Below are 22,662 nucleotides of genomic sequence, written 5' to 3'. Positions count from 1 at the left end.
AACTATTGCTAACTATGTATAATAGGTACAAAGCATAATGAAATTTAAGATGAGGTGAAAGACTTGGCTAATGTTGATATGCAAACATTTGATAAAATTATCGTTTTAGACTTTGGTAGTCAATATAACCAATTGATTACACGTCGTATTCGTGAATTCGGTGTTTACTCTGAATTACTATCACATAAGCTTACAGCCGCTCAAATTAAAGAAATGAATCCAAAAGGAATTATTTTCTCTGGCGGTCCTAACAGTGTTTATGATGATGGTGCTTTCCAAATTGATCCTGAAATTTTTGAACTAGGTATTCCTATTTTAGGTATCTGTTATGGTATGCAATTAATGGCACACAATTTACCAGGTGGTAAGGTAGAAAGTGCTGATAACAAGGAATATGGTAAGGCTATTATTACAGTTAAGAATCAAGAAAATGTAATGTTCAAAGACTTACCAGAAACTCAAACAGTATGGATGAGTCACGGTGACTTAGTAACACAAGTTCCAGAAGGTTTTGAAGTTACAGCAACAAGTGATAACTGCCCAATTTCTGCAATGGCTAATGATGCTAAGAAATTCTACGGTTTACAATTCCATACAGAAGTACGTAACACAGAATATGGTAACGATATTTTACGTCATTTTGCTTTCGACGTTTGTCAAGCTCGTAGCAACTGGTCTATGGACGACTTTATCGATATGCAAATTCAAAAGATTCGCGAAACTGTTGGCGATAAGAAAGTCTTACTTGGATTATCTGGTGGGGTGGATTCATCCGTTGTAGGTGTATTACTGCATAAAGCTATTGGTAATCAATTAACAAGCATTTTTGTTGACCACGGTTTGTTACGTAAAGGCGAAGCTGAACAAGTTATGGATAGCTTGGGTGGCAAGTTTGGCTTGAACATTATCAAAGTTGATGCTAAAGAACGTTTCTTGAACAAATTAGCAGGTGTATCTGATCCTGAAAAGAAACGTAAGATTATCGGTAATGAATTCATTCGTGTTTTCGATGATGAAGCTGCTAAACTAGAAGGAATTGAATTCTTGGCACAAGGTACTTTGTATACAGATATTATTGAATCTGGTACAGATACTGCTCAAACAATCAAGTCTCACCACAACGTTGGGGGATTACCAGAAGATGTTCAATTCAAATTAATCGAACCATTGAATACTTTATTTAAGGACGAAGTTCGTGAACTTGGTGAAAAGCTTGGAATGCCACATGAATTAGTATGGCGCCAACCATTCCCAGGTCCAGGTTTAGGTATTCGTGTAATTGGTGAAATTACAGAAGAAAAACTTGAAATTGTACGTGACTCTGATCTTATCTTACGTGAAGAAATCGCAAAGCATGGTTTAGATAAGGAAATTTGGCAATACTTTACAGTATTACCAGGTATTCGTTCTGTTGGTGTTATGGGTGATGGTCGTACTTATGACTACACAGTTGGTATTCGTGCAGTAACTTCTATCGACGGTATGACCGCTGACTTTGCACAAATTCCATGGGATGTATTGCAAGAAATTTCAGTACGTATTGTGAACGAAGTAGATCACGTTAATCGCGTAGTGTATGACATTACTTCTAAGCCACCTGCAACTATTGAATGGGAATAATGAATATATATAACTTGGTGAGGAAAGCCTATAAATCAAGCTTTTAAAAAAGGTAGATCTACAAAAAAAGGTATAAAAACGTAGTTGTTTACCAAGAGTTTGCCAAAAGTCTGCCAGAATTAATTTGCCAGTAGTGTAAAAAGCTACTGGTTTTTTATTTATTATTAACTAAAAATAATATATAAATAGGTGCTAATTCGTATATCAAAAAATAGGAATGTCAAATTATAAAGTGCAAGTAATTAAGGTAAAGTCTATTATCACAACCATAAAGTGATAATAGGCTTGTTTTAGTTATTTGCGTATTTAGACACCGAAGAAATATAAAAATTTATGCAAGTAAGCGCTAAATTTGCATAAATTAGAAAATTGGTCCTGTGTCTAGATTGGCAAAATCGGATAACATTGGCATTTTTTTATAAAGATGTTATTTAAGATACATATTTTGTTTAGTATATATAATCTTGTGTTACTATTATTTTTAGTTGTCGATGTAAAAGGAGAATTTACGTGAAAAAATTTTTGTTAGTAGTTACGATATGTTTGTCGTGTATAATGTCTTTTCAAGATAAGGTACTCGCTAAAAATATTTCTGATAAAAAAATTCAGAAAATTATAAATGGAATGACATTAGATGAAAAGATAGGGTAATTGTATATGAGTCCTAGTTCTGGCGATGCTAGTAAGACGACAAATGATATAAAAAAATATAATTTAGGGGGAATTGTTCTATTTGGAGAAGATTTTAGTAATCAGAATGTAGATTCAATGAAACAGAAAGATGTAAAATTTCAAAACTCTAGTAAGTACGGATTATTTATCGCTACTAATCAAGAAGGTGGGACTGTGTCTAGATTAAGTACAAGTCCACAATTAACAAATGGAAGAAGTTTTCCTTCACCACAAGAGATATATAAACAATCAGGAATAACTGGAACGGTAAAAGAATATGGTAGTGTGGCTAAAACTTTGCGAAGTTTAGGTATTAATTGGAACTTTGCACCAGTTGCTGATGTTTCTAATAATTCAAATAGCTTTATATATGATAGAACACTAGGGCAAAATTATCAGTTGACAGCACAATATGTATCAAAAGTTGTACCAGCAATTCAAAAGCAACAAGTGGCTGCAACATTGAAACATTTTCCAGGATATGGCTCATCTGGAGATACCCACACAGACTTTGCAAGTGATGAACGTAGTGAAGCAGAAGTTAAGAAAAATGATTTTTTGCCATTTAAAGCTGGGATAAGGGTCAAAGCCGATTCAGTACTAGTAGGTCATGTCGTTGTTAATAGTTTGGATGCGAGTAGACCAGCTTCTGTATCAAAACCAATACATAAAATTTTAAGAAAAGAATTGAGGTTTAAAGGTGTTATTATTACGGATGATATGGGAATGGGAGCATTGACTAGCTTTGCGCAGAAACAAAACACGAATATAGATGCGATGGCGATTGAAGCAGGAAATGATATGTTATTAAGTAATGATTATGAAAATGGAATACCGGCTATTAAAGATGCGATAAAGTGTGGAGATATATCACAAAAACAAATCGACAATTCAGTGAAAAGAATATTGAAACTAAAAGCCAAATTGAATATTTTGAAGTAAATTAAATTTTTATAAATGATAGTATAATGCAGACATGTTTCTATTAGGGAAAACGAGTGTTCAAATTGTGGTTCATCATAAAAGAAGACGCAAAATTTTGTATATTTGGTGGATATCAATTAGTAAGGAAAAATATTAACAGATACAAATAGACTCTAGATAGTAAGATGAAAGAAGTATTTACGAATTATTGGAATTGGCTGGTTACTCCATGGAAACATACTGGGATAATTTCATCTAGTATAAGCAATCCAGTAAATTTCAATGTATTTGTAGTATTCTTTCTAGTGTAAAGTGCAATAATTCGGTACTCAAATTGAAAAAGAAGATGGAGAATATAAGGTAAAATCCATTGGTAAAACAGGTTCCAGTCCAGAATGGGAACATAGATATGATGATTAAAATTTAATACTGTAATTTATGAGATATGGTATTCTTTCTTTGGTTAGAAAGATGTTTATTCTCTCTTTTATTTTTAAATCTATTACTGCTGCTATAAAGTAATAATAGGCTTATTTTGATTATTGGTATATTTAAACATAGAAGAAATATAAAAGTTTATGCAAGTAAGCGTTAAATTATAAAATTGGTCCTGTGTCTAGATTGGAATATCAGAAAAATCAAGAAAATAAGAAGCATAGATTAAATTTATATGAAACAGAAATATTATTATAGTTGGTACTATGTCAAGAAAATGGACAAGTTAAATAGAACAAAGATAATTTTCCTTGTAAAAATTTTATTAGAATCATTATTTCTATCAAGGGCAAGCCCATACGGGAAACCCTTGACAAAAATAATGATTCTAATCCTTTGTTGGCAAGGAAAATAATCTTAAATCATCATCTTTTAAGCTGCTTTATTTACTTTTTGTACTTTATCAAAGTATGTCTGTTCAAATTCTAATGGTGATATGTAGCCACAATGGCTATGAATTCTCACCGTATTATAAAAACCATCTATATATGAAAATACTAATCGTCTAGCTTCATTATATGAACTGATATTATATTCATTTAAGCATTCACGCTTAATTATAGCGTGAAAAGACTCAATACAAGCATTATCCCACGGATAAGCTTTATTTGAATAACTTCTTGTTATTCCAGCTGTTATTTCGCAATACTCTTTAGAGGTGAATTGACTACCTCTATCACTATGAATAATTTTTGGATTACTCTTACGAGTAGCTTTCACTTTATTTATAAGAGATATTATATTTGTGGTCTCCAATGTTGTTGATAAATCCCAAGAAATTATACGCCGTGAAAACAAATCCATGATACTAGTTAGATATACAAATCCTTCTTTAGTTGGAATATAAGTTGTATCAATGCACCAAATCGTATCAGGTGCTTCAGGATTAAATTGTTCATCTAGGATATTTTTCAATTTATTATTAAGGTTGGAATCTCTAGTAGTTACAGTAAAGGGTTTACAGTACTTTGCACGTATTTTTAGTTCTTTCATATATTTTCCAACAGTACGTTCAGAAATTTGTATGCCCATTTTTCTTAGTTTAGCTGTAATTTTGGGTGCACCATAAAGGTGCTGACTTTCTTCCTATATTTCCATGATAAGATCCTTGATTTTTAGCTGACGTTCTTTTAATTTACTCAATCCTTTAGACTTATGTCTATAATATCCTGATTTTGATAATCCTATACGGTTAAGCATTCCAGCTACAGTAGGCTTTTGTTTAGAATTTTCACTTACTTCTTTTATATTCTTATAAATTTCTTCCGTTGTTACTATCCCAGAATGCTTATTGCTTTTTTTAGTACTTCAATCGCTCCTTCTGCGTCTCTTAATTGTCTTTTTAATCTTGCAATCTCTTTATCTTTATCGCTAGAATAATTTCCACTTACTCTAGTTATCACTGATCCATCTTTTTTTGATAATTTAATCCATTTTCTTAATGCACTGACGCTTACTCCTAGTTTTTTAGCAGTGGTATTAATAGAAAGTCCACTATCATAATAATAGTTTACGGCATCTGTTTTAAATTCATCAGTATATGTTTTCTTGGGCATGTAATGTCTTCCTCAATAAAATTATTTAATTATTATACATGATTCTATCACATTTAACTTGTCCCAATTTTATTCTACCTTCATAGTTACAAGAATAACACTTGCTACATATTGCATAAGAAAAAAATATAAGATAGAATAAAACATGTTTCTAGTTATTTTAGTTGTAAATTATGATAACATAGAAGTTTTTTTAAATTTAGATTAGATAAGAAATTGTAGGGGGAGTATATGTCTATAGACTTAAGTGTATGTATAATTGCCTATCATAATTTCGATGATATTAGAGTGGCTATTTCATCACTTGAAAAGTATACATCTAATAAAATTAGAAAGCAGATATATATTATCGACAATGGTAGTAAGAATGCGACTAAAAATGAAAAAGAAAAAATAGACAATATATTAAGTAGATACAATGATGTAACATATATAGATGCTAAGGAAAATTTAGGTTTTGGTAAAGGAAATAATTATATATTACCAATACTTACTTCTAAATATCACTGCATCATGAATCCTGATGTTATTTTTAACGAAGATGCTTTTTCACCTATAATAAAGTATTTAGACAATAATTCCTCTGTTGGAATGGTTATTCCTAATATAGTAGATGAAACAGGCAGTAGAGTTGCTGTATATAGGCAAGAATTAACTATATTTGATATGTTTGTTAGAATGTTTTTTAAAAATAATTTCAAAAAACGACAAGAATGGCATACGATGCAGTATGAAGACTATTCAAAACCATTTCAAGTTCCCTTTGGGCAAGGAAGCTTTCTCGTAATCAAAACGGAACTATTTAAAAGAATTAACGGTTTTGATGAAAGATACTTTATGTATATGGAAGATGCTGATCTTTGCAAGAGGGTAAATCAAGTATCTAAATTAATGTATTTTCCAGGTGCAACTGTAGTCCATAAATGGCAAAGAGGTTCACATAAAAATAAGAAACTTTTTAAGTATCATATAGAATCAATGAGACATTATTTTAAAAAATGGGGCTACAAGTGGATCTAGACTTAATATTACTAGTTATATGATATGGTAAAAACTAAAAGAATGGGGGATTTAAAATGAAATATTTTGTAACTGGTGTTGCAGGTCAATTAGGCCATGACGTTATGAATGAGTTAAATAAGCGCGGGTATATTGGGGTAGGAACTGACTTAGCTCCAGAATATGCAGGCATACAAGACGACAGTTACGTAACAACAGCTGAATATGTTTCGCTAGATATTACAAATAATGACGAAGTGCAAAAGATAATCGAGATGGTTGATCCAGATGTTATCGTACATTGTGCAGCTTGGACGGCGGTAGATGCAGCAGAAGATGAGGATAAGCAAGCTAAAGTTCGTGCAATTAATGTAGATGGAACTCAAAATATTGCAAATGCGGCCAAGAAAATTGATGCAAAGATGGTATATCTATCTACTGATTATGTGTTTGATGGTCAAGGAATGAAACCATGGAAACCTGATTGCAAAGACTATAAACCATTAAATGTATACGGTCAAACTAAATTAAATGGTGAATTAGCTGTGGCTAACACTTTAGACAAATACTTTATTGTCAGAATTGCTTGGGTTTTTGGTGTCAATGGTGCTAATTTCATTAAAACAATGTTGAAATTAGCAGAAAACCATGATGAATTAACTGTTGTTTCTGATCAGATTGGAACCCCAACATACACTTATGATTTGGCTAGGCTTTTAGTTGACATGACAGAAACGGATAAGTATGGTTACTATCATGCAACTAATGAAGGTGGTTATATTTCTTGGGCAGATTTTGCAAAAGAAATCTTTAAACAATCAGGTAAAGATGTAAAGGTTACTCCAGTGACAACTGCTGAATATGGAGTTTCTAAAGCTGCACGACCATTTAATAGTCGTTTAGATAAATCTAAATTAGTTGAAAATGGCTTTGATCCACTCCCTACTTGGCAAGATGCATTATCACGTTACTTGAAATTGATTAAATGAGAAAGTTTAGGTAGTTAATAATGAATTATAAGGTTGGTGCAGGTATAGTTTTATATAACCCTGAAATTGAATTATTAAAGAAAAATGTTGATGCGTTATATAATCAAGTTGATAAATTATTACTATATGATAATGGATCTAGTAATTATCAAGAAGTAAAAAGTATATTCGGCAATTATGAAAAAATTGTTTTTGAAGATGGGGTTAAAAATAGAGGGATTGCGTTTGCTTTAAACAAGATTCTGAATTGGGCGAATAGAGAAAATTACGAATGGGTCTTAACTATGGATCAAGATTCTATTTGTTCTAGTAATATGATTAAAGAATACACTCAGTATTTAGAGGGAGAAGATATCGCACTTATATGTCCTTTTATTTTGAATAATGGTAAGACAACTTTCAATGAATATAAGAAAATGGATTTACCACCCATAAGTGAAATTACTGATCCAGTGAAGTGTATTACTTCGGCATGTTTAACAAATGTAAAGATTACACTAAAGATTGGTGGATATGATGATAGACTATTTATAGATTGTGTAGACATTGATCTTAATTGCCGAGTGTTAGAATCAGGGTATAGAATTGTTCAAGTTAATACTACTTATATGACTCAACAAATGGGGAAAGGGAGAGTTATTCCCTTATTTGCTAAACTACAACAATTAACGAACATTGATATATTTCGAAGAGCAAAAGTAGTAGCTACTTATTCTGATATGAGATTATATTATCATTCAAGAAATAGTAGATATATTAGAAAAAATTATAAAAATCATGGAAAGCAAACAACAGCTTTATTCGTATTTGCGTATTATATATATTTTTCAATTTTTTATCCATATAATAGAAGCAGGATAAAAATGTGGAAAGCAATGATTAAAGGGTTTATGGATTATAAATATATTGGGAAAGGTTAATTTGGGTGTAATTAAAGAATGTTAATGATTTTTTTTTGTTTGGTAATGGGTTCAATTTTGATAAAGAGGCCTAACTTTTTTCCACCACTAATAATAATGTTTTTAGTAACTATAAATTATAATGCTCCTAATGTAGCTGATTTCATGAGTTATAATAATATTTATAATAGTATAACGAATAAAGAACTGTATCAAACAGGTTATGGTTGGTATTTATTAAATAACTTAGGTAGAACATTGGGATTAGATTATAATCATTATAAAATGTGGACTATTATAATAGCAGGTTGTTGCATATGGATGATATCGCGTATATTGGTCGGCAAAGGTGAAAATTTTATTGTTGGTCTATATTTGTTATATCCAGCATTACTTGATACAGTACAATTGCGTTTCTATACTGCAATGACGATTGTATTAGTAGGAATATTATTTTTAGTGAAGCAAAAAACATGGTCGACTGCTATCTTTATTGTATTTGTTTTAATGGCGTATACTATTCATTCATCAACAATATTTTATGCAGTATTTGCGTTGTATCCTATAATAGACAAAATTTCAGATAAAATGAGGTATATAATAGTAGGTATTTCAATACTATTAATTGTATTTAAGAGTAAATTGCTTAGTATTGTATATTACGTAGCTAATGTGCGTCAATTACAGTATTTAGACTCGGCATACGGGGTAACTTCAGGTAGTAGTTATGTGTTAGTGATAGCAATAATGTCTATTGTAGTCATGTATTTTATTAATAATAGAATTTTTGTATTAGTAAATTCAAATTCTTTATTTTCTGATAGTGATAAGCAAGTTGTGTCAACTATACGCGGAATTAGTTTGATGATGTTCTTGTTAATTCCACTTGTAATTTTAAGTGGTGAATTTTTTAGAGTTTTTAGAATTATTTTTATTCTTAGCTATATATCGATAGCTATTCTTTCAAAATATAACTATAATTATCAAATCAAAAATATAAAGTATAATGGAAAATCAATTAAAATTAAATCTCAGTTTCTGGGATTAATTATAGCAGTAGTAGCATTTATTATAAATATCTTATATTTATCTCCAGCTGCTTTTGATAGTTACTTCTAGGAGGATTATAAGTGAATAAGTTTTTGAGAAAAATTGTTGCATTTACAAAAGCACTACCAATTGTAATTAAGTTACATACATATTTAAAAAATGTACGTATCAGGAAAATAGTTGATGTACTATTTATTCCCATTGGTTTAATTAGTTATGTAGCATCAAAGAAAATAACTAAAAACGAAAAAATGATAAATGAAATTGATATATGTGTTATTGTAAAAAATGAAGCACGCTATATCAAAGAATGGATAGAGTATCATCGCTTGATTGGGATTAAAAACTTTTATATTTTTGATAATGATAGTAATGACAATCTTAAAGAAACATTAGCACCATATATAGAACGAGGATTTGTTTATTATAAGGCTATTCATGGGCATGTTCGACAGTTAGATGCATACAATCTTTCTTTGAGAATTGCTAAGAAGAAAAAACACTACCTTTTAGCACTAGATGCTGATGAATTTATATTTATGCCTAATCCTAATGACAAATTTATCGATATCGTTAATGATATTTTTATAAATAACGATAATGTAGGTGGAATTGTTTTCAATTGGGTGATTTTTGGTTCTTCTGGATATGAAAAGATGCAAGATAAATTAGTAACACAAACTTATTTTCACAGGAGCCAATTTAATTTCAAATTTAATCAGCATGTAAAAACACTTGTTAATCCTCAAAAAACAATATCTTTTGTAAATCCACATTTTGCTTGTTATAAAAATGGATTTTATGCAGTAAATTTAAATAATATTAAAGTTGATGGTCCGTATAGTAAAACGATTGATAATCCTAAAGTAAGAATAAATCACTACTTTACTAAGTCTAAAGAAGAGTTTATGGCTAAACGGGCGAGAGGAATGGCAGACAATAATAATATTAGAGATATAAAAGATTATGAAAAACATAATCGCAACGAAGTTTTTGATGATTCTATGAGAAGATATGCTGAAAAAATGTAATTTAATAATAGGATTTGGTGGAAATAAATGAATAAAATAGCGATTTTAATGTCTACGTATAATGGTGAAAAATATATTAGTGAGCAAATAGAGTCTTTACAAAAGCAAACATATAAAGAGTGGAGTCTGTACATTAGAGATGACGGTTCAGGTGACGATACAATAAGAATTATTGAGGACTTCAAGAAAAAAGATTTGCGTATTAATTTGATTAAAGATGATAAGAATCTAAAGCCAGCTAAATCGTTTTTTACTCTTATGAATAAGATAGAAGCAGATTATTACTTTTTTTGCGATCAAGATGACTATTGGTTAAAAAATAAGTTACAGATTATGTTACATAAAATATCTAGATTAGATAATACAATACCACAAGTTGTTTATTGTAATTTAAAATGTGTAGATCAAAATCTCAAGTTTCGTAAGTATGGGTTTGATGATTTAATTGGAAAAATCTCTGGAGATGGTAGATTTATAGGAAATGACATGCCAGGTTGCGTAATGTTATTCAATAAGAAAACGAGAGATTTAGTGAAAGAGTATAAACCTAATTATGATAATGTTACAATGCATGATTGGTGGGTTGCACTAGTAGCTCATGTTTTTGGCCAAATTCATTTTATTGACGAACGTTTAATTTATTATCGGCAACATGTAGATAATACTTTAGGCGCTGGAAAGTCAGGAAACGTTATTATGAAACTATTTCAAAAGGATTTGTTAGATAAACAAAGGAGATTAGTAAGGGAATCCTTTAAGCAAGATATGGAATTTAGACAAGCGTTTAAACCTATTTTACCGCAAGAGAAAAAAATAATGCTTGATAATATGATGAGATGCTATGATAAATCAATAATATACAGGTTAAAATTTATCAATAGTTATGATTTTAAGCAAATGTCTGCCATAAGGACATTTGCTTACAAGTGGACTTTTGTATTTATGCTTAAATCTAGTTTGTAAAGAAGTATTTCTACAAGGAGGGATTTTATTGAAAATAGCTTTTGTGCTACCTAGAATATCATCAGTCCCAATTGGTGGATATAAAATGGTATACGAATACGCCAATAAATTATCCAATGATGGCTTCGATGTTGCAATTTTTTATGATAACTCCTTAGTTATGGATAAATATAAGATCCCAGAGTTTATAAAGAGATTTCTTATAAGTAAGAGGACTGAAAAATCTCCCGTATGGTATGAATTAAATTCAAATATCGAAAAAAAATCATCGAGAGATAAAAATTTAGATTCTTTCTTTGCAAGTGTTGATATAGCAATAGCTACAGGTGCTGGAACAGTTAACTTGGTAAAGAATTTTTTTAAGAAATCTAAAAAGGTGTATTTCATTCAAGATTTTGAGGCAGATAAGACAGGTGAAAGTTGGAGTAATTCTGCAGAAGAGGTATACAATACGTATAATGCTGGACTAATTAATATTACTGTATCTAAATGGTTGAAGGAAATTGTTGATCAAAAATCTGATAGAGAAACAATTTATGTTCGAAATCCTTTGGATATTAATAAATATAAAGTACTGACACCTATAAATAAAAGAAACCAAAATACTATTGGAATGTTATATCATGATAGGCCACGTAAAGGATGTAAATATACTTTTGAAGCGATAAAAAGGGTTAGAGATAAATTTCCTAATGTTAGATTAATTATGTTTGGAGCTTGCCCTCCTCCAAAAAATTTACCAACATGGATAACATATTATGAAAATGCATCGCAAGAGCAAGTTATACAAATCTATAATTCAATTAGTATTTTTGCAAGTGGGCCAGTAAAAGAGGGGTTTGGACTAACAAGTCTTGAAGCAATGGCTTGTGGGACTGCACTTGTATCATCAGATAATCTTGGTGCTATGGAATATGCGGTAGATGGTAAGAATGCCTTATTATCACCTATTAAAGATGTGGAAAGTATGGAAGTTAATATAGAAAGATTACTAGAGGATGATAAGAAACGAATTGAGCTAGCAAGTGAAGGAGTAAAAACAGCGTCGAATTATTCGTGGTCAAAAGCATATTCAGACTTCAAGGAAGCGATACTATTAGAATAAGTACATGTAAAAATAAAATGTCTGTGGAGGAAGTAAAAGATTGATAAATATTGCAATTCAGAATAGTACACATGATATGACATCAGGAGCATCGCATTCATTAATAGGTATGGCTAAAGAGATAAAAAAAGAGGGTAAATATAATCCTATTATTATTTTGCCTGAAAGCGGTGAGTTGGAAAAAAAACTTAATGAAAACGATATAGAGTGTTATGTGATAAATGATTATCGTAAAGATATGTGGTCTACTGGGCTAGATACTTTACAATCATATCATGCAATCAAGATATATACTAAATTAGTTTTATCGCCAATTAGAGTAAGAAATTATATGAAAGAAATCAAAAATATTTTAATAAATAAAAATATTAAATTAGTACATATTAATATGCTGACGTGTGGTTTAGTAGGTCAAGTGGCTATTAAGATGGGAATTCCAGTGGTTTGGCATATACGGGAATATTTAGAAGAAGATATTGGAGCTAAAATTTTATGGCCTAGAAAGAGACTAAGAATTATTAATCAATCTAAAAGATTAATAGCGATTTCCGAAGGTGTAAAAAGTAAATTTCAAAAGATATTAACTCCTCCGATTGACGTTATTTATAATGGTATAGATTTTAGTCCGAATGAAATTATGCAACATGAAATTCTTACTAATGATGTGGTTAAAGTTGCTATATTTGGAAGGGTTAGTGAGAAAAAGGGCCAATTTGAATTAGCTCAAGCAATGGAAAAATTGTATGACAAGAAGAATCTAAACTATGAATTATTAATTTATGGTGGTATTCAAGAATTTAATTATTTCGAAAAAATCCAAGAATTTGTCAAGCTACATGGTGCAGAAAATAGGATATATTACAAGGGTATGACTTCTCATTCAATAGAGGTTATGAAAAAAATAGATATTTTAGGAATTTGTTCAAATCAAGAAGCTTTTGGAAGAGTGACAGTTGAAGGACAAATAGCAGGTTGTTTGGTAATTGGAGCAAATTCGGGAGGAACAAAGGAATTAATTAATGATGGTGTGACTGGGTATAAATATGTTACACATAATATCGATAATCTTTCTAACGTTATTTGGGATGCTATACAAAATAGGGAAATGTCAAATAAGATTGCTACTGCTGGTCAATCTTATGCTATTGAACATTTTAGCGCAAGAAAAAATGCTGAAGAAATCATGAATCTTTATGATGAATTGTTGGCTTAGTAAAATGCTGTATTATCTATGGATGTATTTTTTATTTAGGTGAGCAACTAGCTAAAACTAATTACTATGTGATTTGATATAGTAATACTACTTTCTGACAGCTTAGGAGTATAGTAGAGTTGAATAGTATAAAAGGTAATATATGATTCATAAAAAGTTTTGATATATTAAACAAAATGATATTGATAAAACTGGGAAGATATATAATAAGAGGGGCATCTTAAGATAGTATTAAATTATGAAGAAAAGGTATGTATGATAAGAAATGCAAAAAGATAAATCGCTTGGACTAAATGCGTTGTTAAACGGCTTACAAAGTCTTTTAAATTTAATATTTCCACTAATTACTTTTCCGTATGTTTCACGAACGTTATCAGTTGATGGAGTCGGGAAATATAATTTTGCGAATTCTATTATAAGTTATTTTATTTTGTTAGCTGGATTAGGAATTAGTAATTATGCTGTGCGTGAGGGAGCAAAATTGCGCAATGACAGAAAAGCTATTAGTAAGTTTGCAAGTAGAGTGTTTACTATTAACATGGCTTCAACGTTAATATCTTATTTATTTTTATTTTTAGTAATAATTTTAACACCTGGTCTGCATAACTATGTAGTAGCTATATTGATTTTTAGTGTTCAGATTTTTTTTACGACGTTAGGAACTGATTGGGTATATACAATTTTTGAAGAGTATGGATATATTACCATTAGAAACTTAGTATTTAAGATTATTTCAATGATTTTACTATTCATATGCGTTCGTCATTCTAATGACTATTTGAATTATGTTGTAATTACAGTTATTGCCTCAACAGGTTCATATATCTTAAATTTTCTCCATGCTAGAAAATATTGTGATATTAGATTAGATTTACATTTCCAATGGAATGATTATCTGATTCCGATATTGGTAATTTTTGGATCACGAGTTGCTATACAAATATATCTAAGTTCTGATGTTACGATGTTAGGTTTTCTTCAGAATGAGTATGTTGTAGGGATTTATAGTATTGCTACTAAAATATATGGGATTGTGGGTACACTTTTAACCGCATTAACTGCCGTCACGATTCCACGTTTAGCCATGCTCATGGGACAAGGGCGAATAGATGAGTATAATCAGTTATTAAAACAAGTTATTAATACGATACTATTCATAGTATTGCCTGGAATTGCTGGACTATTTATGGTTAGTCAAGATGTTATTATCATTCTTGCAGGTGAAAAATATTTACGTGCAACTTATGCTTTAAAGATCACTTGTTTTGCAATGCTAGGTAGTGCAATGAGTGTAATTTTTAACCAATGTGCTTTAATACCGGCAAAAAGGGAAAAAAGGACATTAATTTCTTCAACTACTAGTGCTTTACTAAATATTGGACTTAACTTTGTCTTAATTCCGATTATTGCTGAGAAAGGTGCTGCTTTAACTACTGTTTTAGCTGAATTTACCATGATGTTTATGAATTTCTATTTTAGTAGGGATATAACAGGATTTGTCTTTAAAGACAGGGAAACCTGGAAGAATATTATTACTGTGATATTAGGATGTGTAGGAATCGTAATAGTATGTTCATTTTCACATATTCTTTTTCAACAGATATTTATTAGATTACTTATCTCTGTAATTAGTTCCGTCATTATTTATGTGTCTATATTACTAGTAACTAAAAATAAAATAGCTTTAACATTTTTAAGTAAGGTAAAATAAAAATAAACGGTATATATTGGTTCTTTGTCAAAAAGGACTGATATCAAAATTTTAATTATTATTTTTAAACTATTAGATGAAGTCTAATAGTTTTTTTGTTTTAAGTGGGGAAGAAAATTACATTATTTTTTAGCGAAAGCACAAGCTTTTTACCGTAAGCACACTATAGTGTGATATTGCAGATAAAAAGGCCCTCAAAATCACTAGGAAAATGTGATTTTGAGGGCCTTACTTTGTACAAATTTCTTTAACTTTAGAATTCCATGGCAAATAAGCTCCAACCTTGACATTTTCTCGTTTTTCTAATAGTGAGAAAATGTAGTTGAAATACTTGAATATATCTAGTCCATTCAACTTAGCTGTTTGAACTAAACTATAAAATATTGCACTAGCTTTGGCACCATCAACGCTTCTCGCAAACAATGAATTCTTACGAATCAAAGTTGATAGTCTAATTACTTGTTCTGCGGTATTATTCGATAGAGGTAATTCTCCAATTTCATAAATTTGTTCTAATCTAGACCGAAATTTTTGGGCATACTCAACAGCTCGCTTTAACTTTCCACTAGGATTAATGATAGTCTCTAAGAAGTTGTAAAACTTATCAATACATTCTTTTAAATGAAGTTTTCGCTTCTGAGCTTTTTCTGTTGCACTTTGATACTCAAGATTTTTTTCTTTCTCAAAAATCCTCATCAATAGTTTTACTGCTTTTAGCGCAGATGATTCCTTACCTTGTTGTAAAGATTTAGTTATATCTGTAAAATGTCTTCGTATATGCACTAGACAACTTCCAAATGTTATTTGTGGATACATTTCACTACTATAAGCATTATAACCATCACACATAATTGCTCCAGCATAGTCTCCAACTAATTCAGAAATATTTTCTTACTTTCGATTGCTAGAGTAGCTAAAAATAGCTATTTGTTGATTAGAGAATTCTTCCGTTGATCTCATTACCCAAAAATATGACTTACTTCGATTCTTTTCTTCTAACACCTGAAAAGGTGTTTCGTCCATATGAATAACTGGATTCTTCAATAGAATCTTAGTGAGTTCATTGTAAACAAATTCTAACCGCTCACTTAGTTTAATAATAGCGCGAGACATCTTATTTGTATCCATTGGTAAGCCGAGATGCTTGAAGAACATTTTTTGCCTATTTAATGGTACAGTCATACCATATTTATCAACAATAATTTTTGCGAGTATACTACTAGAAAAATAACTGTGTGGAAAGATTGGACTAGTAGGTACTTTACTAACGATAATTTTATCGCCACCTTTGGGGTGGCAATGATTACACTTATATGTTTGTTGATAATGGTTACGACAAAAAAGCTCAGGTTGCTTTAGGCCAACTTCTCGATAAACACATTTTTTGCCAATCGGAGTAAGTTTTTCATGACAGTCAGTACAAGTTTTTTGTTCAAATTTATGAACAACATCTACTTGTTCTAAAGAGTCAAGAAACTCTGCTCGTTGACCATGTGGTTTAGCTTTTCGATGGCGAACTACTCTGAGCTTCGTTTTAACTTCTGTACTTTCTTCTAATGAAATATCAGAATTAACATCTAATTCTGTTAATTCATCTTCTGAAAGAATAGAAAGTTGGTTTTTATCTAATTTTTCCGTTTTTTTTCCAAAAATACGGGCATTGAGGAGCTTAATAATTTTAGCTTGTTCTTCAATTTTTTGTTGAAGTTGCTTAATAGTTTCCGTTAATTGCTGATTTTGTTTTTCCAGTTCCTCTATTCTTTTATCTTTATCCATAGTTCGCCACCTCCTTTCAAGCTTATGTTTAAAAGGATAACAGTAGGTAGCGTTTTTATTAAAGAAAAATTTTTAATAAAATGCACCTTGGGTGCTAAATGAACTTTAGGCTGTGGTAGAGGGTTCATTCCTTTCAAAAGTAAGTTAATTTGTTGATCATCTAACTCTTTGACTTCCTCACTAGTTCGTGGCCAAGTTAAGATACCATTCTCAAAGCGTTTATAAAGTAATATAAATCCTTTACCATCCCAATAAAGTCCCTTAAATCTATCATTTCTCCGACCACAGAATAAGAAGATTGAATCATCATAAAGATTCATACCAAAATTATCAGCAATCAGAATTGCCAGTGTATCAATTCCTTTACGTAAGTCAGTATTGCCACAAACAATATATACATGCCTAGGATCATGATAATTAACCAACATACTTTTTAATTAACCCCCAAACATCGTACAAAACCTCAGTATTAACTCCATGATACAAGGAAATTTTTACTTTATCTAGTTTAATTTCTGCATCTACTTTCAGACTAGTTGTTTTACTCTTAGCTACTGCTTTACGTTCTTTATTCGCCTTAACTTCAACAATCTCTTGTTTTTCCATAACAAAAATCCTCCTACGGTTATATCTACGATATAGTATAGAGGGATTCTCATAGATTTTATATACGACCTTATTATAATGTGCTTACTTACAATTAGGGCAATACATAGGATAAACAAATATAGATGACAGATCAAAGTCTTACTATTTTTAATAATTTTTTCTTCAATATACGAAGTATATTGATATTTAGGGTCAATAGTTAAATTAGGGTCTGTAATTCCAAGTAAAAGTTTGATATTATTATCCATAGAGATGGTGTCCTTTCTTTAATTAGATTGGTGTGTGGGCCATCTCTTTTATTTTGCCGCAAAAATGGAGAAAATAAAAGAAGGACCGTAATGTAAAAAATTATACATTATCAGTCCTAAATATTATATAACCATTTTTATTGCAAAAATAATATAGCGAGTCGTATAAAATATATTCAATAGAGATATATGGAATCTATAAAAATAATTTTTATATTGATTTTAGTTCTTTGTAACACGTAATGTAATGGTCAAAAGCATTAAAATAAGCAAAAAGCTCTTTGAAATAATTATACACATTAGTTATGTCAAAAGTAGTATTATTCAAGTAGTACGTAAAATTGTTATCTATCAAATAGCGAAAAGTAAGTGCTTTTTCATCGAGCTTGTGAAGTTCAGTAATTCTATTTTCTATTATTTGGAATTCGGGATTTTCAGTGTAATCTGAATTTTCCTTAATAATATTCTCTTTAAAAAGTAGAAATAGTTCATTTAGATTATGAGTCTTAATTTTTTTATTGAGTTTCTCTTGGTTAGTTAAAGTTATAAAATGATCATATATAAAAGCTTTGATATATAATTCTAGTGTGATTCGTGCTATAAGCATAAAAGGATAAAATAAATCATATGATCCTTTGCTTAGATAGTTATATAGAATATCGAATATAGTTTCATAACCTATCAACTTTGCTGTATGATTTTTTCTAGAAATGGTATCAGTATTTAATGTGGTAGAATTATCTGGTTGCCATATAAAAGTATTTTCATACCATTTGCCACCTACAAATAAAAATTTAGGTTCTAGAGAAGAATCAAAATCAGCAGAACTATCAGTACTCCCCATGCATTTCTCTAATAAGGTCCACGCTTGAAAACAGTTATTTAGGATCTTAACTATATTTAGATGCTTATTTTCATATTTTTTCATAAAATCCGAATTGAAAGCATATCTAAATGTATCAGAAACTGGATCTGTCTTTGATAAAGAATTAAAATACTTGGATAGCCATTCTTCTTCTGTAGGGCTTAATGGAATGCTTGGGTTGTCTTTATATATTTCGAATAATTTATCTAAATGATGAAAATTTATCTTCTGGAAATTATTATTTAAATCACTACTTGAATAATTGCGTAAAATAAGTGCTTTTAGACTAAGTTCAAAAGCATGTCTTATTAAGAATAAACCTACAAAGAAACAAGTATCAAGATTCCTAGTATTACTATCTTCTTTAATATAGTTAAAAATATGATAACTACATTGATAATAATTGTAAGCTAACTCTTTATAGTCTTCAAATATGTAATCTTTTCCTCTCCATTCTATGACTATACTTTTATCAAAAATACTTTTATCTTTATTAGGCCAATAAAATTCAGAATCTTCTTCAAAGAATGTCATAAATATCACTATCCTAATTAAATAATTTTAATCTCTCTTAAAAATATCGCGAGTATAAACTTTATCTTTTACATCATCCAAAACATTATTATAACGATTTGCAATAATAGAATAACTTAATTTCTTAAACTCATTTATATCATTAACAACTTTACTTCCAAAAAAAGTAGTACCATTTTCAAGAGTTGGTTCATAGATAATAACTTCAGCGCCTTTAGCTTTAACTCGTTTCATGATACCTTGGATAGATGATTGGCGGAAGTTATCAGAGTTTGATTTCATTGTAAGACGGTAAACTCCAATAGTGACTTTCTTTTCTTCTTGTGGGTTAAAGTTATTTGAATCGCTGTATGAGTAATAACCAGCTTTTTGAAGAACTTGGTCAGCTATGAAATCTTTTCTTGTTGAATTTGACTTTACAATAGCTTCGATTAAATCTTCAGGTACATCTTTATAATTTGCTAAAAGTTGCTTAGTGTCTTTTGGTAAACAGTATCCACCATAACCAAAAGAAGGATTATTGTAATGAGAACCAATTCTAGGATCAAGACAAACACCATTGATAATTTCTTCAGTATTAAGACCTTTTGATTCAGCATAAGTGTCTAATTCGTTGAAGTAAGAGACACGAAGAGCTAAATAAGTATTAGCAAATAATTTTACGGCTTCAGCTTCAGTAAATCCCATGTAAAGTGTGTCTATATTTTCTTTAATAGCACCTTCCTGAAGTAATGAAGCAAAATTGTGAGAAGCTTTGACAATTTCAGGATCATCTTTATCAGTAGAAACAATAATTCTACTTGGGTAAAGATTATCATATAAAGCCTTAGATTCACGTAAGAATTCAGGACTAAAGATAATTTTATTAGTTTGATACTTTTTACGTATATATTCTGTATAGCCTACAGGAATAGTTGATTTTATAACCATAATAGCATTAGGATTGACTTCCATAACAAGTTCTATTACAGCTTCAACAGCACTTGTATCAAAATAGTTACGCCTGCTATCATAGTTAGTAGGTGCTGCAATTACAACAAAATCAGCATCCTTATAGGCCGTTGGACCATCCAATGTAGCTGATAAGTTTAAATCTTTTTCAGCCAAGAATTTTTCAATATATTCGTCTTGGATAGGTGACTTACGGTTATTTATTAACTCAACTTTTTCTTGTATAATATCTACTGCGGTTACTTGGTGATTCTGTGCTAAAAGAGTAGCTATTGAGAGACCTACATATCCTGTACCAGCTACAGCAATTTTTACATTAGATAGAGTTTCAGATTCTTTAGTTGTGTTAAGTGGTTCAACGAATAAATCTGTTATATCAAAATCTAGTGCTTGGCTAAGGCTCTCTAATTGAGGAATGGAAGGAATAAAATCTTTAGCTTCTATTCTACTAATAGTTGCTCTATTTATATTAGTTACATCAGAAAGTTGTTGTTGTGTTAATGATTTTTTCTTTCTATTAGCAATAGTAATTTCAGCTAATTTAGAGAGTGATAAGTGTTTCATAGTTATAAAACCTCGTCCTTTTTGTTATTTTTATTAACAAAAGCATTGCTTTTAAGTAATAAAATAGCATATAAAGTATCTTTTTGCAAAATAAATACTTATTTATTGTTACATCAAATAACAATAAATAAGTCAATAGTATATTGACAAAATAGACAAAAATAAATTATTATTAAGCCTGTAGATTTTATTTATGGGAGAAGATTATGAGTAGAAAAGACGATGAAACGATTATTGATTTAAGACATCTAATTATTGTTTTGAAAAATAACATGGTATCCATTATTATTTGGGCAGTATTAGGATTAATAATGTCTTTGGGAAGTGTGTTTTTACTTATTGAACCTAAGTATAGTTCTAGTATTGATATTTTAGTTAATCAAAAAGCAAGTAATGAGCAAGCACAATATACAGCGCAACAAGCTGATTTACAGGCTATTAATACATATAAGGATGTTTTGACAAAACCAATTATTTTGGCTCCAGTACTTAAAGAGGTTAAACGTACAGATAACTATCAAGGAAATATAAATACTTTAGAAAATTCTATCAAAGTAACAAATCAAACTAATTCTCAAGTTGTAACAGTGACTGTGACTGATAAAAATGCTTATGTTGCTGCAGATGTGGCAGATACGATTGGTAAAGTTTTTTCAAAAAAAGTTAAAAAGATGATGCAGGTAGATAATGTTACAATTGTATCTAATGCCAAAGTTAATACCAGTCCAGTGTCACCTAATAAAAAGTTATTTGCTCTAGCAGGAGTAGTAATAGGTGTATTTGTTGGAATAGTAACTACTTTTATTAAAGAACTTACTGATAAAACTGTTAAGAATAGTAATTTCTTAACTGATGAACTAGGCTTAACCAACATAGGTTCTGTTTATCATTTAGACATTAATGATAACGATTATGGTGTAGTTAAGGTCATTGCTAGAAATAAAATTTCTGATGATAACGGCGACGAAGAAGTGTTTGATACTCCTCGTCGACGTAGAGTTTAGGAGGGGGGATAAGAGACATGGCATTATTTAAGAAGAAAAAGAAGTTAGATACTAATAGTATGGAAAAAGGTGTTTATTTAGTAACAGTTGCTAAACCAACATCTGTAGATACTGAACAGTTTAATACTATTCGTACAAATATTACATTTTCTAGTGCAGATACAGAATATAAATCTTTAATGATTACTTCATCTGTTGCTTCTGAAGGAAAATCTACTACAGCTGCAAATATTGCTGCATCTTTTGCAAAGCAAGGTTTGTCTACTCTATTAGTTGATGCTGACTTACGTAGACCAACAATTGCTTCTACCTTTGGTATTGCTGATCCAAGAGGATTGACAAACTTCTTAACAGATAGAGACTTCGACATTAATGATGTTATTTACGAAACAACTGTAGATAATCTCTTTGTTATTCCTGCTGGTCCAGTTCCTCCTAATCCATCTGAATTAATGGGTTCTAGACGTATGGATAAATTACGTGAAGCATTGGAAGAAAAACTAGACTTAGTTATTTACGATGCTCCACCAGTTTTATCTGTAACTGATGCTCAACTTTTATCTGCTAAAGTTGACGGAACTCTCTTAATTGTTCGTCAAGGGGTTGCAGAAAAAGAAGGTGTCCGTCAAGCCGTAGATTTATTGAAGCATGTTAATGCTCATATTATAGGAGCCGTATTAAACGATGTAGATGTTTCCACAGATGGTTATTATGGTTACTACGGCTACGGAAAAGGAAAGTAATTTATATAATTGTTAATCTAGTTCTTATCTATATTTAGGTAGGAACTTTTTAGGATTCTTTGTCAAAAAGGACTGATGCCAAAATCTTAATTATTATTTTTAAGAGGTTTGGAAAAAACTATATTTTCAGATAAATTTTAG

At 30.2% G+C, this 22,662-nt stretch carries 18 protein-coding genes and 3 pseudogenes; 13 read left to right on the top strand and 8 right to left on the bottom strand.

Going from position 1 to position 22,662, the window contains the following annotated elements; translation table 11 throughout:
* Positions 1–78: 78 nt before the first annotated feature.
* Together guaA and PTA89_RS07960 are read left to right on the top strand one after the other, a co-directional pair.
* Positions 79–1,620 carry a glutamine-hydrolyzing GMP synthase gene (gene guaA / locus PTA89_RS07965; protein ID WP_324177465.1) on the top strand — a complete coding sequence of 514 codons (1,542 nt, stop codon included), beginning with the start codon at positions 79–81 and terminating at the stop codon, positions 1,618–1,620.
* 657 nt (positions 1,621–2,277) lie between these two features.
* The gene (locus tag PTA89_RS07960) at positions 2,278–3,234 is read left to right on the top strand and encodes a glycoside hydrolase family 3 N-terminal domain-containing protein (RefSeq protein WP_324177177.1); all 957 of its coding nucleotides are present in this window, start codon (positions 2,278–2,280) and stop codon (positions 3,232–3,234) included.
* 849 nt (positions 3,235–4,083) lie between these two features.
* Here the strand turns inward: PTA89_RS07960 and PTA89_RS07955 are convergent.
* Together PTA89_RS07955 and PTA89_RS07950 are read right to left on the bottom strand one after the other, a co-directional pair.
* Positions 4,084–4,782: pseudogene (locus PTA89_RS07955) on the bottom strand (IS3 family transposase); the annotation flags it as partial.
* Between the two features lie 203 nt (positions 4,783–4,985).
* Positions 4,986–5,267 (bottom strand): transposase, encoded by a 282-nt coding sequence (locus PTA89_RS07950; protein WP_324177176.1) that lies wholly within the window; start codon positions 5,265–5,267, stop codon positions 4,986–4,988.
* 231 nt (positions 5,268–5,498) lie between these two features.
* Between PTA89_RS07950 and PTA89_RS07945 the strand changes: the two genes are divergently transcribed.
* The 9 genes from PTA89_RS07945 (at position 5,499) to PTA89_RS07905 (ending at position 15,227) form a co-directional block, all read left to right on the top strand.
* A complete protein-coding gene (locus PTA89_RS07945) occupies positions 5,499–6,287 on the top strand; it encodes a glycosyltransferase family 2 protein (protein WP_324177175.1) in 789 nt (262 codons plus the stop codon).
* Positions 6,288–6,343: 56 nt separating this feature from the next.
* Positions 6,344–7,255, top strand: coding sequence for a dTDP-4-dehydrorhamnose reductase (gene rfbD, locus PTA89_RS07940; protein ID WP_324177174.1), 912 nt, complete (start codon positions 6,344–6,346; stop codon positions 7,253–7,255).
* 20 nt (positions 7,256–7,275) lie between these two features.
* On the top strand, positions 7,276–8,175 hold the full coding sequence (locus tag PTA89_RS07935) for a glycosyltransferase (RefSeq protein ID WP_324177173.1): 900 nt from the start codon (positions 7,276–7,278) through the stop codon (positions 8,173–8,175).
* Between the two features lie 96 nt (positions 8,176–8,271).
* On the top strand, positions 8,272–9,273 hold the full coding sequence (locus PTA89_RS07930) for a hypothetical protein (RefSeq protein ID WP_407659821.1): 1,002 nt from the start codon (positions 8,272–8,274) through the stop codon (positions 9,271–9,273).
* An 11-nt stretch (positions 9,274–9,284) separates the two neighbouring features.
* Positions 9,285–10,235, top strand: coding sequence for a glycosyltransferase family 2 protein (locus PTA89_RS07925; RefSeq protein ID WP_324177171.1), 951 nt, complete (start codon positions 9,285–9,287; stop codon positions 10,233–10,235).
* A gap of 27 nt (positions 10,236–10,262) precedes the next feature.
* Positions 10,263–11,198, top strand: coding sequence for a glycosyltransferase family 2 protein (locus PTA89_RS07920; RefSeq protein ID WP_270503327.1), 936 nt, complete (start codon positions 10,263–10,265; stop codon positions 11,196–11,198).
* Positions 11,199–11,226: 28 nt separating this feature from the next.
* Complete coding sequence (locus PTA89_RS07915) at positions 11,227–12,303, top strand: glycosyltransferase family 4 protein (protein WP_324177170.1); 1,077 nt, start codon at positions 11,227–11,229, stop codon at positions 12,301–12,303.
* A gap of 40 nt (positions 12,304–12,343) precedes the next feature.
* Positions 12,344–13,516, top strand: a complete 1,173-nt coding sequence (locus PTA89_RS07910; protein WP_324177169.1) for a glycosyltransferase family 4 protein — start codon at positions 12,344–12,346, stop codon at positions 13,514–13,516.
* Positions 13,517–13,781: 265 nt separating this feature from the next.
* Entirely contained in the window at positions 13,782–15,227 is a 1,446-nt protein-coding gene (locus tag PTA89_RS07905; protein WP_324177168.1) for a flippase, read from the top strand.
* A 228-nt stretch (positions 15,228–15,455) separates the two neighbouring features.
* On the opposite strand, the pseudogene tnpC reads toward PTA89_RS07905, so the two are convergent.
* The 6 genes and pseudogenes from tnpC to PTA89_RS07880 all read right to left on the bottom strand — a co-directional run bounded on the left by tnpC (position 15,456) and on the right by PTA89_RS07880 (position 20,774).
* Positions 15,456–17,003: pseudogene (gene tnpC / locus PTA89_RS07900) on the bottom strand (IS66 family transposase).
* Positions 16,982–17,431 carry an IS66 family insertion sequence element accessory protein TnpB gene (gene tnpB, locus PTA89_RS07895; protein WP_324177167.1) on the bottom strand — a complete coding sequence of 150 codons (450 nt, stop codon included), beginning with the start codon at positions 17,429–17,431 and terminating at the stop codon, positions 16,982–16,984. The pseudogene tnpC and the gene tnpB overlap by 22 nt, the downstream one beginning before the upstream one ends.
* Positions 17,421–17,609, bottom strand: coding sequence for a hypothetical protein (locus tag PTA89_RS07890; protein ID WP_324177166.1), 189 nt, complete (start codon positions 17,607–17,609; stop codon positions 17,421–17,423). Before PTA89_RS07890 ends, tnpB begins: the two co-directional genes overlap by 11 nt.
* 87 nt (positions 17,610–17,696) lie before the next feature.
* A pseudogene (locus PTA89_RS10320) lies at positions 17,697–17,860 on the bottom strand (ISL3 family transposase); the annotation flags it as partial.
* Between the two features lie 211 nt (positions 17,861–18,071).
* The gene (locus PTA89_RS07885) at positions 18,072–19,259 is read right to left on the bottom strand and encodes a hypothetical protein (protein ID WP_324177165.1); all 1,188 of its coding nucleotides are present in this window, start codon (positions 19,257–19,259) and stop codon (positions 18,072–18,074) included.
* A gap of 27 nt (positions 19,260–19,286) precedes the next feature.
* On the bottom strand, positions 19,287–20,774 hold the full coding sequence (locus tag PTA89_RS07880) for a nucleotide sugar dehydrogenase (RefSeq protein ID WP_324177164.1): 1,488 nt from the start codon (positions 20,772–20,774) through the stop codon (positions 19,287–19,289).
* Between the two features lie 206 nt (positions 20,775–20,980).
* Here PTA89_RS07880 and PTA89_RS07875 point away from each other — a divergent pair, with 206 nt between their 5' ends.
* Both PTA89_RS07875 and PTA89_RS07870 read left to right on the top strand, forming a co-directional pair.
* Positions 20,981–21,778 carry a YveK family protein gene (locus tag PTA89_RS07875; RefSeq protein WP_324177163.1) on the top strand — a complete coding sequence of 266 codons (798 nt, stop codon included), beginning with the start codon at positions 20,981–20,983 and terminating at the stop codon, positions 21,776–21,778.
* A 17-nt stretch (positions 21,779–21,795) separates the two neighbouring features.
* On the top strand, positions 21,796–22,521 hold the full coding sequence (locus PTA89_RS07870) for a CpsD/CapB family tyrosine-protein kinase (RefSeq protein ID WP_324177162.1): 726 nt from the start codon (positions 21,796–21,798) through the stop codon (positions 22,519–22,521).
* The last annotated feature ends 141 nt before the right edge of the window (positions 22,522–22,662 follow it).

This window comes from Ligilactobacillus salivarius (assembly GCF_035231985.1).
Classification (GTDB): Bacteria; Bacillota; Bacilli; order Lactobacillales; family Lactobacillaceae; genus Ligilactobacillus; species Ligilactobacillus salivarius.
This window is presented reverse-complemented; position numbering and strand designations above follow the sequence as displayed.

What these genes read in the sequence shown, in the direction of transcription:
- tnpB (WP_324177167.1), bottom strand. Translation starts at nt 17,431, where the DNA reads ATGTTGGTTAATTATCATGATCCTAGGCATGTATATATTGTTTGTGGC.
- PTA89_RS07870 (WP_324177162.1), top strand. Translation starts at nt 21,796, where the DNA reads ATGGCATTATTTAAGAAGAAAAAGAAGTTAGATACTAATAGTATGGAA.
- guaA (WP_324177465.1), top strand. Translation starts at nt 79, where the DNA reads ATGCAAACATTTGATAAAATTATCGTTTTAGACTTTGGTAGTCAATAT.
- PTA89_RS07920 (WP_270503327.1), top strand. Translation starts at nt 10,263, where the DNA reads ATGAATAAAATAGCGATTTTAATGTCTACGTATAATGGTGAAAAATAT.
- PTA89_RS07885 (WP_324177165.1), bottom strand. Translation starts at nt 19,259, where the DNA reads ATGACATTCTTTGAAGAAGATTCTGAATTTTATTGGCCTAATAAAGAT.
- PTA89_RS07960 (WP_324177177.1), top strand. Translation starts at nt 2,278, where the DNA reads ATGAGTCCTAGTTCTGGCGATGCTAGTAAGACGACAAATGATATAAAA.
- PTA89_RS07875 (WP_324177163.1), top strand. Translation starts at nt 20,981, where the DNA reads ATGAGTAGAAAAGACGATGAAACGATTATTGATTTAAGACATCTAATT.
- PTA89_RS07950 (WP_324177176.1), bottom strand. Translation starts at nt 5,267, where the DNA reads ATGCCCAAGAAAACATATACTGATGAATTTAAAACAGATGCCGTAAAC.
- rfbD (WP_324177174.1), top strand. Translation starts at nt 6,344, where the DNA reads ATGAAATATTTTGTAACTGGTGTTGCAGGTCAATTAGGCCATGACGTT.
- PTA89_RS07945 (WP_324177175.1), top strand. Translation starts at nt 5,499, where the DNA reads ATGTCTATAGACTTAAGTGTATGTATAATTGCCTATCATAATTTCGAT.
- PTA89_RS07880 (WP_324177164.1), bottom strand. Translation starts at nt 20,774, where the DNA reads ATGAAACACTTATCACTCTCTAAATTAGCTGAAATTACTATTGCTAAT.
- PTA89_RS07890 (WP_324177166.1), bottom strand. Translation starts at nt 17,609, where the DNA reads ATGGAAAAACAAGAGATTGTTGAAGTTAAGGCGAATAAAGAACGTAAA.
- PTA89_RS07930 (WP_407659821.1), top strand. Translation starts at nt 8,272, where the DNA reads ATGTTTTTAGTAACTATAAATTATAATGCTCCTAATGTAGCTGATTTC.
- PTA89_RS07905 (WP_324177168.1), top strand. Translation starts at nt 13,782, where the DNA reads ATGCAAAAAGATAAATCGCTTGGACTAAATGCGTTGTTAAACGGCTTA.
- PTA89_RS07935 (WP_324177173.1), top strand. Translation starts at nt 7,276, where the DNA reads ATGAATTATAAGGTTGGTGCAGGTATAGTTTTATATAACCCTGAAATT.